This is a genomic window from Sphingopyxis granuli (assembly GCF_001559015.1).
GTDB classification, from domain to species: domain Bacteria; phylum Pseudomonadota; class Alphaproteobacteria; order Sphingomonadales; family Sphingomonadaceae; genus Sphingopyxis; species Sphingopyxis granuli.
In genome coordinates this window covers 858089-873688 of the sequence record NZ_CP012199.1, presented here as the reverse complement: position 1 = coordinate 873688, position 15600 = coordinate 858089, and the positions used below count along the sequence as shown (strand labels likewise).

At 67.8% G+C, this 15600-nt stretch carries 12 protein-coding genes; 6 read left to right on the top strand and 6 right to left on the bottom strand.

The genetic code is table 11. The features are described 5' to 3' along the window. Positions 1–13: 13 nt before the first annotated feature. A complete protein-coding gene (locus tag SGRAN_RS04120) occupies positions 14–1339 on the bottom strand; it encodes a M24 family metallopeptidase (RefSeq protein ID WP_210434198.1) in 1326 nt (441 codons plus the stop codon). Between the two features lie 407 nt (positions 1340–1746). Here SGRAN_RS04120 and SGRAN_RS04115 point away from each other — a divergent pair, with 407 nt between their 5' ends. Beyond that, positions 1747–2220, top strand: a complete 474-nt coding sequence (locus SGRAN_RS04115) for a MarR family winged helix-turn-helix transcriptional regulator (protein ID WP_067105366.1) — start codon at positions 1747–1749, stop codon at positions 2218–2220. A 225-nt stretch (positions 2221–2445) separates the two neighbouring features. Here the strand turns inward: SGRAN_RS04115 and SGRAN_RS04110 are convergent, their stop codons facing one another. Then, positions 2446–3849 carry an amidohydrolase family protein gene (locus tag SGRAN_RS04110; RefSeq protein WP_067180839.1) on the bottom strand — a complete coding sequence of 468 codons (1404 nt, stop codon included), beginning with the start codon at positions 3847–3849 and terminating at the stop codon, positions 2446–2448. Positions 3850–3927: 78 nt separating this feature from the next. Between SGRAN_RS04110 and SGRAN_RS04105 the strand changes: the two genes are divergently transcribed. From SGRAN_RS04105 to SGRAN_RS04090, 4 genes are all read left to right on the top strand, one after another. Further along, the gene (locus tag SGRAN_RS04105) at positions 3928–5790 is read left to right on the top strand and encodes a tetratricopeptide repeat protein (protein WP_067180835.1); all 1863 of its coding nucleotides are present in this window, start codon (positions 3928–3930) and stop codon (positions 5788–5790) included. A 65-nt stretch (positions 5791–5855) separates the two neighbouring features. After that, positions 5856–6635, top strand: a complete 780-nt coding sequence (locus SGRAN_RS04100; RefSeq protein WP_067180832.1) for a cyclase family protein — start codon at positions 5856–5858, stop codon at positions 6633–6635. Positions 6636–6642: 7 nt separating this feature from the next. Continuing rightward, a complete protein-coding gene (locus tag SGRAN_RS04095) occupies positions 6643–8766 on the top strand; it encodes an indolepyruvate ferredoxin oxidoreductase subunit alpha (protein ID WP_067180829.1) in 2124 nt (707 codons plus the stop codon). Beyond that, positions 8766–10202, top strand: coding sequence for an indolepyruvate oxidoreductase subunit beta family protein (locus SGRAN_RS04090; protein ID WP_067180827.1), 1437 nt, complete (start codon positions 8766–8768; stop codon positions 10200–10202). The genes SGRAN_RS04095 and SGRAN_RS04090 overlap by 1 nt, the downstream gene beginning before the upstream one ends. A gap of 139 nt (positions 10203–10341) precedes the next feature. Here SGRAN_RS04090 and SGRAN_RS04085 read toward each other — a convergent pair whose 3' ends face one another. Next, complete coding sequence (locus tag SGRAN_RS04085; RefSeq protein WP_067180824.1) at positions 10342–12081, bottom strand: DUF885 domain-containing protein; 1740 nt, start codon at positions 12079–12081, stop codon at positions 10342–10344. A gap of 81 nt (positions 12082–12162) precedes the next feature. On the opposite strand from SGRAN_RS04085, the gene SGRAN_RS04080 reads away from it, so the two are divergent. Beyond that, the gene (locus SGRAN_RS04080; protein ID WP_067180822.1) at positions 12163–12633 is read left to right on the top strand and encodes a MarR family winged helix-turn-helix transcriptional regulator; all 471 of its coding nucleotides are present in this window, start codon (positions 12163–12165) and stop codon (positions 12631–12633) included. Between the two features lie 123 nt (positions 12634–12756). Here SGRAN_RS04080 and SGRAN_RS04075 read toward each other — a convergent pair whose 3' ends face one another. From SGRAN_RS04075 to SGRAN_RS04065, 3 genes are all read right to left on the bottom strand, one after another. Next, on the bottom strand, positions 12757–14058 hold the full coding sequence (locus SGRAN_RS04075) for an NAD(P)/FAD-dependent oxidoreductase (RefSeq protein ID WP_172709607.1): 1302 nt from the start codon (positions 14056–14058) through the stop codon (positions 12757–12759). Positions 14059–14200: 142 nt separating this feature from the next. Then, positions 14201–15100 carry a bile acid:sodium symporter family protein gene (locus SGRAN_RS04070; RefSeq protein ID WP_067180816.1) on the bottom strand — a complete coding sequence of 300 codons (900 nt, stop codon included), beginning with the start codon at positions 15098–15100 and terminating at the stop codon, positions 14201–14203. 12 nt (positions 15101–15112) lie between these two features. Continuing rightward, a complete protein-coding gene (locus tag SGRAN_RS04065; RefSeq protein ID WP_067180813.1) occupies positions 15113–15592 on the bottom strand; it encodes a DUF3830 family protein in 480 nt (159 codons plus the stop codon). Between the last annotated feature and the right edge of the window lie 8 nt (positions 15593–15600).

Sequence of the window (15600 nt, the reverse complement as noted above, 5' to 3'; positions counted from 1 at the left end):
GCTGGATCGGCCGCTATTTCACCAGCAGGATGCGGCTCGCCGGGGGCGCGGTCCATTCGAAGCCGCGCGCGGTCACCACGCCATTGTCCTCGAGCGGAATCTTGATCTTGCGCTCGCCCCATTCGGGAACGGGGGTATAGAGAAACAGCTCGATCGACAGGAAATTGCCGGGCCGCAAAGCATAGGTCATGCGCAGCGGGTTGAAATCCGCCATCGAAGGCCCCGATCCATGCCCCCAGTCGCCGACCGAATGGCTGCCGATCACCACGTCCGAATATTTCGGGTCGGGACTCGGATCGTCGTAGCGGCCGAGCGCAAGCCCCGGCGTCTGCGCGACGCGGCGGTTGACCGCCGCCAGCGCCTCGCCCGCGGTCACGCCCGGGCGGATCGCGTCGAGGATCATCCGCCGTATCTCCATCGCCTTGTCGAAGGCGCGCTGCACCCCCGGCGGCGGCGCATTCTCGCCGGGTTTCAGCACATAGGCCATACGCTTCATGTCGGTGTAGGCGAGCAGATAGTTGACGCCCCAATCCATGGTGATGAGGTCGCCCGGCTGGATCATGTGATCGCCCGACGTCGGCCCGCGTTCGCCCGGCCCCAGCACATAGATGCTGGGCAGGCCGAAGCTATTGTCCAGCCCCTGCCGGTGCAATTCCTCCATCATCCACCAGGCGACGTCGCCGGTCGTCGTGTGGCCCGGCCGGATCACCTCGTTCGATAGCGCCCGTTCGGCGATGGTCCGCGAATATTCGCCGGCGCGCGCAAAGGCCGCGATCTCGGTGGCGCTGTGCCGCGAGCGGAAATCGGAGACGAGCTTTTCGGCGGAGACCAGCCGCGCCGCCAGATCGGGACCCAGCGCCGCGCGAAGCGCTTCGTGAAGCGAATGGCTGAGCCCGTCGGCGGTGCCGATCTCGGTCGCGACGTTGATGCCGATGCGCGCGGGCACCCGCGCCTCGACAAAGGCGCGCAGGTCCGACGGCGGCCCCTTGATGTCATAGAGCGGACACTGGTCGAACGCCGCGCCGCCGATGCCCAGCGCCGCCCGCTCGATCCGCCCGCCGCCGCGGTCGGTGAAGATATAATAGCCGATGTCGCCGACATAGCCGCCGCCTAGCATCGCCGCATTAGGATCGTCATGCCCTTCGCGCGACGCGACGATCCACATGTCGATGCCGTTCTCGCGCATCGCCTCCGGCAGGATCAGGTCGAGTTTGTCCTTGCGGATCTGGCATAGCTGGTCCCAGCGCTGTTTCGCTTCCTGCGCCGGGGCGGGAACCGCGACCACCGCCGACAGCATCGTCAGCATTCCCATCGTCCGCACCAGCCGATTCGCCCGCATCGCCACCCTCCTCCTGTATTGCGTGCCGTCCCGCGGAAGCGGCCGTTCGGCTCAGCGCGACTTATATATTCATATTCACGCGATTAGTGTCAATTTATCCACCACGGAAAGGACCACGTGATGCCGTGGCGGGCGTCACCGACTACTATGGGAAAAAAGAACGGCAGTCGTAACGGCAAGGGAGGAGATCGAGGGCCGTCTCGCAATCCTTCCCGGCGCCGGCGCGGGCACCCAACAGACGATTTCGGAACCGCCCCCTCATAACCAAGTGCAAATACATATGTTTTCGGCTAATTCGAGCGCCATGAGCGTTCCGCCGTGACGGAACGGCTTGATCCTACAGGGCATTTGGGGAACACATGAACGCAAGGTCGACGAGGAAATCGACGGACAAATTGGGGGGCGAAATGGAAAATCGTGGCGATTACGACCCGAGCAGTCCGACGTTTCGCCTGGAGAATTCGCCATTCTATCTGATGGCGCACGCCGATTTCAAATATCATGAGGATATGGACAAGGTGCTGCATAAGCACGGCGTGTCCAAGCCCGTCTATCGCGTCATGACGGTGCTGCGCGAGCGTCAGCCCGCAAGCATCGGCGCGATCGCGGAAGCCGCCCTGACCAAGCGGTCGACGATCAGCCGGATCATCGACCGGATGATCGAACAGGGGCTCGTGACGACCGAGCCCAATCCCGAGGATAACCGCGTCACCGAAGTCACGCTGACGCCCGCGGGCCAGCAGACGCTGCGCAAGCTGACTCCGATCGTCGGGCGCCAGTTCACGCGCGCGATGGACGGCATCAGCAACCGCGACCTCGCCCACCTGCTGCGCACGCTTCAGAAGATCAGCGCCAACCTCAGCAAACTGCCAATCGAATAGCACCGCGCGGGCGGACGATGACATTGTACGGACGCGCCACCCGCAAGCGGCAAGAACCTGTTCCCCGGCGAAAGCCCGGGGCCAGATGGCACAGCACTGCCCTGCGTGAACCCCGGCTTTCGCCGGAGAACGGTTCCTTGTCGAAAAGGGATAATTCCCAACTTGAGCAGCGGAAGCGCGAAAAACCGCCATTTGCAGGTCGCCAGAGCGGAATGTCGATCCGGCCTAACGCGCCGGCCCGTCGACGACCACCTTGCCGTCCGCGACGACGTAGCGGACGTCGCGCAGATTCTTGAGCGAATCGAGCGGGTTCGCGCCGACGATCAATATGTCCGCGATCTTGCCCTTTTCGATCGTGCCCAGTTTGTCGCCCATTCGCATGATCTGCGCGCCGACGCGGGTCGCCGACGCGAGGATGTCGGCGTTGCTCATCCCCGCTTGGCTCAGATAATCGAGCTCGTGGAAATAGGCGTCGGGATAGCGTTCGTCGTTTTCGAACGGAATGTCGGTCCCGACGCCGATCGGCACGCCGGCGCGATAGGCTTCAGTCACGCGCTTCAGATGGTCCCGCTGGTCGATCACGAAACGGCGCGAATGGGTGTGATAGAAGCCGCCGCTCGGAATGCCGGCAGTCGGGTAACCGCCGTTGAGCAGGTTGTCGAAGGCGATGATCGTCGGGACGAACGCGGTCCCGTGCTTCTTCATCAGCGGCACCGCATTGTTGCTCATCGCCAGCGGATGTTCGAGCGTGTCGACCCCCGCCTCGATCGCCCAGTCGGTATATTTGCCGAAGCTGTCGATCGCGACCGGCACGCCCAGCGAGTGCGCCTCGTCGATCGCCGCCGCCAGTTCCTCCTTGTCGGCGGGCGCGCCGAGCTTGATCCAGTCGGCGAGGTTGCGGATCTGCTCGCGCACCGCGGTGCGCCATTCCCACGGGCCGTTGGCGCCCTTCGACGGCCCACCCAGCGCCGGCTTCTGCCGCCCGGTCGCCGTCGACGTTACCTCGTCGCCGTGGCCGCCGGTGGTCGCGATGATGCGCCCGCTCCACAGGACGCGCGGTCCGCGGATAATGCCGCGGTCGACCCCTTCCTTGATGCGCAGCGCGACATCGTCGACGGTGCCCACGTCGCGCGCCGCGGTGATGCCGGCGTTGATCAGTTGCTCGGCCAGCGCGACGCCGCGGATCGCGGCGCCCGCCGGGCTGTCCGAATATTTGCCGAAATCGTGGCAGCGCTGCTGGGTGAAGTGGATGTGGAGATCGATCAGGCCCGGCATCACGTACAGGCCGGAGGCGTCGATCGTGCGCGCGGCATTGGCGGGCACCGCCACCGACCCGGCGGGTCCCGCGGCGAGAATCCGGTCGCCCTGGGTCACCACCACCGCATTGGAGATCGGCGCGCCGCCGCGTCCGTCGATCAGCGTACCGCCGGCGATCACGACAATCGGTTCGTGGCTGCGATCGATCGGGGGAATCGGCACGCGCCGCACGTCGTCAGTCGTTTCGGGAATCGGGCGCTCGGCCGCCTGCACGACCGGCGACAAGGCGGCGAGCGATGCCAGCAGGCCGACGCCCAGCGCCGCATGCTTCCAGTGACCGCCCCCTCGACGACGTGCGATATGATCCTGCATGGCAACGTCCCCTAAAATGTGAATTTACATATGATTTAAAGCGCGATTTGCTTGACGACACAAGAGGGATTTGCTTCGATGCCCGGCGGCCGGATCGGCGGGCGATCGCGGCCGCCGGAGCACGACATGCCGCTGGCGCAACCGCAGGCAGGCCTCGAACAGGCGCTTGGTCAGGCGATGGCGCTCGCCCGTTCGGGGCGTTTCGATGCCGCGGAGGCCGGGCTGCAAGCCATATTGGCCCACAGCCCCGATCAGCCCGACGCGCTGCAATTGCTGGGCATGGTCGCGCGGCAGCGCGGCGATCACACCGCGGCGACGGCGCTGTTCCGCCGCTCGCTGGCCGTCCGTCCGGCCCAGCCGCACGTGCTCAACAATCTGGGCAGCAGCCTTTCCGATCTCGGACGGCACGCCGAGGCCGCCGCCACCTATCAGGAAGCGCTGGCTCTTGCGCCCAGCTACGACGACGCGCGGATCAACCTCGCGCTGGCGCGGATCGCGCTCGGCGATCCGGTCGCGGCGCGCGACGGGCTCGCTCCGCTCGTCCGCGCCCGCCCCGACCATGCGCGCGCATGGGCCGTGCTCGGTCAGGCGCTGAACGCGCTGAACGACGGAAAGCAGGCCGTCGACGCCTATCGCACCGCGCTGCGCCTGCGCCCCGGCCATGCGCCCTGGCAGCACAATCTCGCGGTGGCGCTGCGGCTCGTCGGGCGCCCCGAAGAGGCTTTGCCGCTCTTCGAGGAATGCGCCGCGCAGGCACACGACGAAGCGAAGATCCGGTACAACCTCGGGCATTGTCTGCAGGATCTTGGTCGCATCGACGAAGCCGCCGCGGCCTATCGCGCGGCGATCCGCCTGACGCCGACCGACGCCGCGATGCACGATTCGCTCAGCCGACTGCTCTGGGAGCATCGCCGCGCCGATCGCCATCTCGACAGCTATCGCGAGGCGCTGCGCCGCCATCCCAACGACGCCGGGTTGCTCGCGGGGCTTGCCAACCGCCTGACGCTCGGCGGCGAACCGGGCGAGGCGGTGGCGCTGCTCGCCCCGGCGGTCGCGCGCGGCGTCGGCGGCGCCGACCTGCAATATCGGCTGGGGCAGGCGCTCTGGTCGAGCGGCCGGTCGGAAGAGGCGCTCGCCGCCTTCGACGCCGCGCTGGACGGCGACCCGGAGCATGCGGCCGCCCTGCGCGAATCCGCCCGCTCGCTCCTGATCCTCGACCGGCCGGCGGAGGCGATGCCGCGCATCGCGCGCCGCCTCGATACCGACCCCCGCGACCAGCAGGCGCTCGCCCTCCAAGGTATCGCGTGGCGGTTCACCGGCAACGCCCGCGCCGAATGGCTGAACGATGTGGCGCTGATCGGCACACTGGCCCTCAGTCCCGCAGACGGCGACGTCGCCGGTTTCAATCGCCGGCTCGACGAAGCGCTTGGCGCGCTGCACCTCGGGCAGCGGCATCCGCTCGAACAGACGCTGCGCGGCGGGACGCAGACGGCCGACGACCTGTTCGGCCGCGACGTGCCGGAGGTCGCGGCGGTCCGGGCGCTGATCGAGGAAGGCGTCCGCCGCTATATCGCCGCGCTGCCCGACGATGCCGCCCACCCCTTCCTCAACCGCAAGGCATCCCGCTTCGCCTTTTCGGGCTCCTGGTCGGTGCGACTGCACGACGGCGGCCATCACACCAACCATATCCACCCCGAAGGCTGGATCAGCGCGGTCTACTATGTCGCCCTCCCCGCGGCGGTCGCCGAAGGCGAACAGGGGTGGCTCAAGTTCGGCGAAACCGGCCTGCGCCTCGGCGCCCGCGAACGGATCGTCCGCACGGTGCGTCCGGAACCGGGGCGCCTCGTCCTGTTCCCGTCCTATTTCTACCACGGCACCATCCCCTTCGCCGACGAGGGGCACCGCACGACGATCGCGTTCGACGTCGTGCCGGCGGACTAGGGGATCATCAATTTACTTGCATATGCAAGTTTTTCGACGCACAATCCGGCTCGGGAGAAAAGATCATGACTGCAAACATTATCCAGCAATTCGCCGCGGGCGTCGCATCGGGCGCGATCCACACCATCGACCTGACCCAGACGCTGTCGCCCGAGACGCCGACGCTCGTTCTGCCGCCCGAATTCGGCCAGTGCGCCGCCTTCAGCCAGGAAGAGATTTCGCGCTACGACGAGCGCGGGGTCGCTTGGTACTGGAACAATTTCACGGTCAGCGAGCACACCGGCACCCATTTCGACGCGCCGATCCACTGGATCACGGGTAAGGACCTGCCAAACAATTCGGTCGACACGGTGGCGCCCGCCGATTTCATCGCGCCCGCCGTCGTCATCGACATCTCGCAGAAGGCGGCCGCCGACCCCGACTATCTGCTGACGGTCGAGGATATAAAGGAATGGGAAGCCACGCATGGCCGCATCCCGCCGCGCAGCTGGGTCATGCTGCGCACCGACTGGTCGAAGCGCGACGTCGACGCCTATACCAACCGGCGCGAGGACGGGGCGCACACGCCGGGGCCGTCGGCGGAGGCAGTGCGCTTTCTGGTCGACGAACGCGACGCGCACGGGCTGGGCGTCGAGACGATCGGCACCGACGCGGGGCAGGCGCATCTGCTCGACCCGGCCTATCCGGCGCACACGCTGTTCCACGCGGCGGGCCGCTATGGGCTCCAGTGCCTCGAGAATCTGGACCTGCTGCCGCCGACGGGCAGCGTGGTCGTCGCCGCGCCGCTCAAGATCAAGGGCGGTTCGGGCAGCCCGTTGCGCGTGCTCGCGCTCGTCGCGGGCTGACGCGGCAATGGCGGAACGTTCCTTCAAGGCGGAGGTCGAGCAGCTCAAGCTCGGCGACGGCGAGCCCTTCCACGGCGAAGGCATCCTCGCGGTCACCAAAGCGCTGCTCCAAGCGGGCGTCGCCTATGTCGGCGGCTACCAGGGGTCGCCGATCAGCCACCTGATGGACGTGTTTTCCGACGCCAGCGACCTGATGGCCGGGCTCGGCGTGCATTTCGAAAGCTCGGCCAGCGAGGCGACCGCCGCAGCGATGCTCGCCGCGTCGGTCAACTATCCGCTGCGCGGCGCAGTCGCGTGGAAATCGGTGGTCGGCACCAACGTCGCGTCGGACGCGCTGTCGAACGTCGCATCGGGCGGCGTCACCGGGGGGGCGCTGATCATCCTTGGCGAGGATTATGGCGAAGGCTCCTCGATCATGCAGGAGCGCACCCACGCATTCGCGATGAAATCGCAGATGTGGCTGCTCGACCCGCGCCCCAGCCTGCCGCTGATCGTCGACATGGTCGAAAAGGGGTTCGAGCTTTCCGAAGCGTCGAACACCCCGGTCATGCTCGAACTCAGGGTGCGTGCCTGCCATGTCACGGGCAGTTTCACGGCGCGCGACAACCGGCGGCCGCCGCTGACCGTCGCCGAAGCCGCGGCGGCACCGACGCGCGACACCAACCGCATCGTCCTGCCGCCCGCCAATTTCCTGCACGAGGTCGAGAAGATCGAGAAGCGTTGGCCCGCCGGCATCGACTTCGTCAGGCGGCACAGACTGAACGAGCATTTCGGCACCGAGCGCGACGAAATCGGCATCATCGTCCAGGGCGGGCTGTTCAATTCGCTCAACCGCGCGCTCGAACTGCTCGACCTGTCCGACGCCTTCGGCAATGCGGCGCTGCCCGTCTATGTGCTCAACGTCACCTATCCGCTGATCCCCGACGAGGTGCAGGCTTTCTGCGCCGGCAAGCGCGCGGTGCTGGTGGTCGAGGAAGGCCAGCCCGAATTCATCGAGCACGAACTCAACACGCTCGTCCGCCGCGCCGACCTCCAGACGCGCATCATCGGCAAGGATGTGCTGCCGCGCGCGGGCGAATATACGGCCGCGGTCATCAAGGACGGCATCGCCCGCTTCCTGCGCGCCCACGCTCCCGACCGCGCACCGGCCGAGGAGCCCGCCCAGCCGCCCGCGCTACCGCCGGGCGCGGTGCCGCAGCGGCCCGCGGGCTTCTGCACCGGCTGTCCCGAGCGACCGATCTTCTCGGCGATGAAGCTGGTCCAGAAGGAGGTCGGGGAACTGCACGTCTCCGCCGACATCGGCTGTCACCTTTTCTCGATCCTGCCGCCCTTTCACATCGGCAACACAACGATGGGCTATGGCCTCGGCACCGCGGGCGCCTCCGCGTTCAAGCCCGAGGGCAAGCGCGCGGTCGCGATCATGGGCGACGGCGGCTTCTGGCACAACGGCCTGACGTCGGGCATCGGCAACGCCGTCTTCAACCAGGACGACAATCTGACGATCATCGTCGACAACGGCTATTCGGCCGCAACCGGCGGACAGGACATCCCCTCGTCGCGCGCGCGACCGCCGCACCGCCAGACCAACAACCCGATCGAGCGCGCGGTGCGCGGCGTCGGCATCGGCTGGGCGCAGACGCGGACGCGCACCTATGACGTGGCTGGGATGCGCGATGCGATCCGCGATGCGCTGACCTCGCCCGAAAAGGGTCCGAAGGTGCTCGTCGCCCAGTCCGAATGCCAGCTCAACCGCCAGCGGCGCATCAAGCCCCAGATGGCGAAAGCGCTGCGCGCCGGCGAGCGGGTGGTGCGCGAACGCTTCGGGGTCGACCCCGACACCTGCACCGGCGACCACAGCTGCATCCGCCTGTCTGGCTGTCCGTCGCTGACGATCCGGTCGAACCCCGATCCGCTGCGCCAGGACCCGATTGCGCATGTCGAGAACAGCTGCGTCGGATGCGGCGTGTGCGGAGAGGTCAGCCACGCGGCCGTCCTCTGCCCGTCCTTCTACAAGGCGCGGATCATCGCCAATCCCAATCGGCGCGACCGGCTGCGCCATCGGCTGCGCGGCTGGGTGATCGGCGCGCTCCAGCAGCGATCGGCGCGCCGGCTGGCCGCGAGGGCCTTCTGATGGCCCGGCGCGAACGCATCACCATCGCCGTCCTCGGGCTCGGCGGACAAGGCGGCGGCGTCCTCGCCGACTGGATCGTCCAGCTCGGCGAAGCAAACAACTATGTCGCGCAGGGCACATCGGTCCCCGGCGTCGCGCAGCGCACCGGCGCTACCGTCTATTATATCGAGATGTTCCCGGCCGGCTGCGCCAGCGCACCGCCGGTGCTCGCGCTCATGCCGGTGCCCGGCGACGTCGATGTCGTCCTTGCATCGGAACTGATGGAGGCCGGCCGCGCGATCCTGCGCGGCTTCGTGTCGAAGGACACGCTGCTGATCGGCTCGACCCACCGTGTCTACGCGATCGACGAGAAATCGGCGATGGGCGACGGCCGCGCCAGCGGCGAGCGCATCCTGGCCGCCGCGCAGGAGCGGGCGCGCCGCTTCATCGGCTTCGACATGGACGATGCCGCCGCGCGCACGGGCAGCGTCATCAGTTCGATCATGTTCGGCGCGCTCGCGGGCAGCGGCATCCTGCCCTTTCCCCGCGCGGCCTTCGAGGATGCGATCCGCGCGGGCGGCAAGGCGATCGAAACCAATCTGCAAGGCTTCGCGGCCGGCTTCGACGCCGCGCAGGGCAAGGGCGGAACGCCGCAGGAAACGCCGCGCGCCACTGCGCCGACCACTGCGGCCGGCCGCGCGCTGCTGGCGCGCATCGAAGCGAATCTGCCGCGCGAAGCGCATGACTTCGCGGTCGAGGGCGTGAAACGGCTGATGGACTATCAGGACGCGGCCTATGCCGCCCTCTACCTCGACCGGCTCGAAGCGCTGGGGACCGATCCCGCGCTGCTGACCGAAGCCGCGCGTCACCTGGCGCTGTGGATGTCCTATGAGGACACGATCCGCGTCGCGGCCCTGAAGGTCCGGGCGAGCCGCTTCGCCCGCGTCCGCGCCGAGGTGAAGGCGAAGGACGATCAGATCGTCGAGCTCACCGAATATATGCATCCGCGGCTCGAAGAGGTCTGCGAGACGCTGCCCACGCCGATCGGGCGCCGCATCCTCGCCAGCCCGGGACTGACGCGGCGGCTGAAGCCGCTGTTCGCGAAAGGCCGCCATGTCGAGACGACCAGCCTGCGCTGGTTCCTGATGCTGTCGCTGCTCGCCGGCTGGCGGCGCTGGCGGCGCGGCACGCTGCGCTACCGGATCGAGCAGGCGCGGATCGAAGCATGGCTGGCGCTCGCCCGCGCCGCCGAGCCCGATGTCGCGGTCGAGATCGTGAAATGCCAGCGGCTGATCAAGGGCTATGGCGACACGTTCGAGCGCGGCCTCGGCAATTACGAGCGAATCGTCGAGCGGTATCGCAAGGGCGGCCTCGCCGCCGCGGACATCGCCCGCCTGCGCGAAGCGGCGCTGGCGGACGAGGAAGGCCAGGCACTCGATCAAGCCCTGGCCTCCTGATCGCCGACGCTCAGCGAAGCCCTGCCGAGGAAGACAGGCTGAAGCCCGAAAAAGCCCTCCTTCGGGGAAGAGCTTGAATGGGGCCCAATCTAGAGCGAGATGAAATCGACCGGAATCGTCATTGCGAGCGGCAAATGCCCTAACGTTTCGCCGCGATCCAGGCGTCAACCTTCGCCTCCAGCATCGTCATCGGCAACTGCCCCTGCGCGAGGATCAGGTCGTGAAAGGCGCGGATGTCGAAGCGGTCGCCCAGCGCCTGTTCGGCGCGGCGGCGCAGCTCGACGATCTTGAGTTCGCCGACCTTGTAGGCGACCGCGCCCCCCGGCGCGCCGATATAGCGCGCGAGTTCGGTGTCGATGTTGATGTCGGCCAGCGCCGTATTCTCGGCAAAGCACTGCCGCGCCCGGTCATAGCTCCAGCCCATCACGTGGATGCCGGTATCGACGACCATGCGGCACGCGCGCCACATTTCGGTCGAGAGGCTACCGAAGGTCTCGTAGGCATCGCGATAGACGCCCATCTCGTGCCCGAGCCGTTCGGCATAGAGCGCCCATCCCTCGCGGAAGGCCAGCAGGTCGCGGGCGCGGCGGAAGCCGGGGAGCGCCTTGTTCTCGTTGTTGAGCGCGCCGTGCGTGTGGTGCCCCGGCGCCGCCTCGTGCAGGCTGAGCGCCGGGACCTCGTACAGCGGCCGCTGGTCGAGATGCGAAGTGTTGACGACGAAGGTCCCGGCAAAGCCCTTCTCGAAATCGCCGCCGCCGCCGCCGCGCGCGGTCGTATAGCCTTCTTCCAGCTCGCGCGGCACCGGCACGATCGTGAAGGGCTGGCGCGGCAGAACCGAAAAATAGCGCGGCAGCACGCCGTCGATACGCTTGGCCGCCGCGGCATATTTCTCGATCAGGCCTTCGCGGCTCGTCGCATAGAAGCGCGGATCGGTGCGCAGGAAGCGCAGCCAGTCGGCGAAGCTCCCCTCAAAGCCGGTCGAGGCGATGACCTTGTCCATCTCGGCGCGGATCCGGCGCACCTCCGCCAGCCCCATTTCGTGGATCTGCTCGGCGGTCAGGTCGGTCGTCGTATAATAGCGCAGCAGGAAATCGTAATAGGCCCGCCCGCCCGGCACGGCCGCGATACCCAGTTCCTTGCGCGCCTTCGCGCGATAGGGACCATCGATATAGGCAAGCGCCTCGCGCTGCGCCGGCCGGATCTCCTGTTCGATCAATCGCTGCGCCTCCGCCGCGATCGCCGGATAGGGCTTGAGCGGCTCCAACATCGGGTCCTCGGCCACGGGCTGCGCGATCTGGTTGCGCAGGATCGCCACCCCCACGTCGATCACGACCGCGGGGTGCGTCCAGCCCGACGCCACCCCGCGCGCGAGGTTGGCGCGCTGCTCGGCGAAATAGCGCGGAATGCCGCGCATCCGCTCGACCCACGCGCGCGCATCGGCTTCGCTCCGCAGCGTCAGGCCGCGCGCGAGCGAATAGGGTGTGTTGTAGAAGCCTTCATGCGCGACAAAGGCGAAGCGCCGTTCGTCGAAGTCTATCCCCTCGACCCGCCAGGCGATGAGCTGGCGCAGATAGGCACGATCGACGCGCGTTTCGTCGGTCAGCGCCACATCGTCGAGCGCATCGAGCGCTGCGGCGATCCGCTGGAGTTCGGCCTTGCGCCGCGCCATGCCCGCCGGCGTCTCGTCGGGCCAGCCGACCCGCGCCCGCGACGGATCGGAGCGCCCCGCCTCCATCGGATAGTCTTCCGCGAAATGCTCGTAACGATCGATCAGGTCGGGCAGGTCGGGTGTCGCGGCCCCGCCCAGCAGCAGGGCTCCTCCGCACAGCGCTACGACGCGGCACCAGCGCCGGATCGGGGTGGGGATTGCAGGAGCCATGGCGAATTCCTTTCAGGGGAACGGCGCCGCACCGGGACGCGGCGGATTGAAACCGAAGAGCTTTGAGCTAAAGCGGCGGTCATGGACGTCTTTCAGTCGGGGAACCCCGGCGACACCGCCTTTCGGGTCGATCGATACCCCTTCTATCTGCTCAACCGGCTGGTCAGCCGGTACAACAGCATCATCGATGCGCGGCTGCGCGCGATCGGCCTCGATATTCCAAGCTGGCGCGTCCTGATGATCCTCGGCGAGGAATCGCCGCGCGGCGCGCGCGAGATCGCGCAGGCGGCGGTCATCAACCTGTCGACGATGACACGGATCATCCAGCGGATGACCGCGGCCGGACTGGTGACCGCCACGCCGAGCCGGGAGGACGCCCGCGTGACGCTGGTCGCGCTCGCCCCGGCTGGCGAAGCGCAGCTGGCCGAGGCGCGGCTGGCGACCGCACCCATCTATGCCCATCTGATCGCGGGGCTGAAGGCCGAGGAGTTCGAGCAACTGATCGCGCTGCTCGGCCGGCTTCACGACAATCTGGAACCGCTGGCGCCCTAGCGGCGGTCGCGGTTCAAGCGAGCCGGAAATGGCGACTTTGCCGGTGCCGGAGTTCGGCATTCCGATGGCGCCGCTGTTTGCGGACCAGAGCTGAACGTCGATCGACCCCGGATCGCCCATGCCTCAGTTCGACAGATAGGCCATCGACATCAGCAGCTTCGGCAGCCACGCCGCGCCGGCATGAAAGCGCACCGGCGCCGGCGCGCGCGGCTGCACCGAAAGCGCCGTGCGATCGCCCGTCGCCAGCATGGCGGCCACCTCCGCCCCCAGCACGCTGTTGGTCGCGATCCCGCGGCCGTTGCAGGCCTGGATGGCGATCGCCCCCTCGCCGAGATCATAGACTTCGGGAAGGAAGGAGGTGTTCACCCACGCTAGGCCGCGCCACAGGAAATCGATCTGCGGATCGGGCATCGCCGCGAAATGCTGCGCCAGCCGCCGTCGGGCCTCGCGATAGAGCGCGGCATCGCTGCGGATCAGGAAGGACGCGGGAAAGGCCGAGACCAGATGCCCCTGCCCGTCGAGCCGCGCGGTGAACAGATAGGGGACCTTGTCGGTGAAGGCGCCCCCTTCGGGCAGGATCGCCCGGCGCTGCGCGTCGTCGAGCGGCGCGCTCGCGAACTGGAAGACGTGCAGCGGCAGGGTCGTCCGCCGCATCGCCGGGTGCAGCGCACCGTTGCCGCCGTTGGCAGCCAGAACGACGCGGTCCGCGCGCACCGTCCCGCCGGGCGTGCGGCAAAGCCACCCGTCCGTCGTCCGTTCGAGCGCGGCGACTGGGCTGTTCGCGAACAGGCGCGCGCCTTCGCGCTCGGCCGCGCGGGCAAGGCCGCGGACATAGGCGAGCGGGTTGAGGCTGCCGCCGTCGCCGAAGCGCAGCGCGCCGCAATAGCGGTCGGCGCCGAACAGCCGCCGGACCTCCGCGCCCTCGACGAAATCGACGGCATAGCCGCGCGACCGCCACTGGTCGGCGGAGCGGCGCTGATTATCGGCGAGCGCCTCGGTGTGCGCGGGCGTGTAGAAGCCGTCCGGGCGCGCGTCGCAATCGATCGCGTGCCGCGCGATAAGGTCGAAGACGAAGCGGCCGGAGGCCCCGATCATCCGGTTCAGCCGTTCGCCGTCCTCCGCGCCGAACGCCTGCCGTGCCGAATCGGGCGAATGGCGGATATAATCGGGCGCGACGAGCCCGCCGCTCTGCCCGGTCGCGCCGTCGCCCGGCTGGCCCGCTTCGACCAGCACGACCGGGACACCCTTTTCGGCCAGATGAAGCGCCGTCGCGGTTCCTGCGATGCCGCCGCCGACGACCAGCACGTCGGTCTCGACATGGCCCGAAAGCGGCGCCAGCGCGGGCCCCGGGGCGGCGGTCGCCGTCCACAGCGGGCTCGTGACACTATCCTTGCGAGCGGCGCGGGAGATCGATCGATGCTGCATCATCGCTCCGTCGAAGCGACGAAGAGGGTGCCCATCGCGACGAGCGGGAGAGACCCCGTCGCGACGCCCACAACTCGGGACACTGTCATAACTGCGAACTTTCCTGCTCGCCCGTTTGCCGGGCGCTCTATCTTGCTATGGTTCAGATCGTGGCTGGAACGCCCTGCTCCGACCGCCCCGTCCGCCGCGCGATGGCGACGAAGAGCAGCACGAAACAAAGCGCCACGGGTGTGTTCATGATCATCGGCAACGACATCTCGTTGTTGCCGACGATCGAAACGGCGATGAAGATCGCGGTGCCTTCCTGCCGCATCAGATGCTCGATCCCGATCGCGACATTCTCGCGCCGCGAGAAGCCGGCGAAGCGCACGATGGTCATCACGACGACGACCATGGTCAGGTTGAGCGCGACCGTGATCCAGAACAGCGCCCCCAGATTCTCGCGCAGCACCGGAACCTGGTCGTAGAGGATCACGCCGAAGGAGCTGAACAGGACGATCGTCGCCGCATTCTTCAGGTAGCGCTTGAACCAGATCGCGAAATCGGGCCGCCACGCGCGGATCGCGAAGCCCACCGTCGCGGGCAGCACCGTGATCGAGAAGATGTCCCAGAAAAAGGAGGCGAGCGGCACCTGCACGTCCGCCTCCAGCCCCATGAAATGGAGCAGCGCGAAATGCGCGTAGAAGGGGACCACGAAGATATAGATCATGCTGAGGATCAGCGTCATCGACATCGACAGCGCAAGATCGCCCTTCGCCATATCGGTGAACAGGTTCGACAACATGCCGCCGGGGGTCGTCGCGAGCAGGACGAAGCCGACCGCAAGCGCCGCGGTGGGCACCACCGTCAGCGCGAGCGTGAGCCCGATCAGTGGCGGCACGACCAGCATCGAGCAGACGCCGAAGATCAGTGCGCGCTTGTTGCGGAACACCTGCCGGAAATCGTCGGCGGTCAGCGACAGGCCCATCGACACCATGATCGCCACCAGCGATCCCGGAAGCAGCCAGTTGCCCAGCAAGGACATCAGATCGTCATAGGTCATGGGCGGGCGTCCTCAGGCGGTTTCGATCGTCAGGGTGCAGGCGCCGCTGCGCCGGATGGCGCGGCAGTCGGCCTGCGCCTTGGCCAGATCCTCGTCGAGGATGCGGGCGCAGACATTCGCCTGGATCCACCCGAAGGGCATCAGCAGGCGCCCGCCGCCGCCATAGAAGAGGCCGATGTCGTAGAAGGGGCCCGGCGGCAGCCCTTTGGTGCTGCCCGCGGCGAGATAGGCGAGGACGATGTCGCCCGCCTCGGGATAGGAAGTCGCGTTCTCGGCCGGGATGGCGGGCTGCGCCATCCCGGCCGGCAGCGTGCTGGCCGGCATCGGGACGGAGATCTCGGGGCCGGTCCAGATCGCATGCATGGCTTCGAACGCCGCGCGGCGCTCGGCGAGGTCCCACAGGAAAGCGGCCGATTCGGGCGCCGCATCCTCGATCAGGCGGCAGCGCGCGGACAGGCCGGACTGCGGTTCGGTCAGTCGGATGATACGCATGGCGCTCC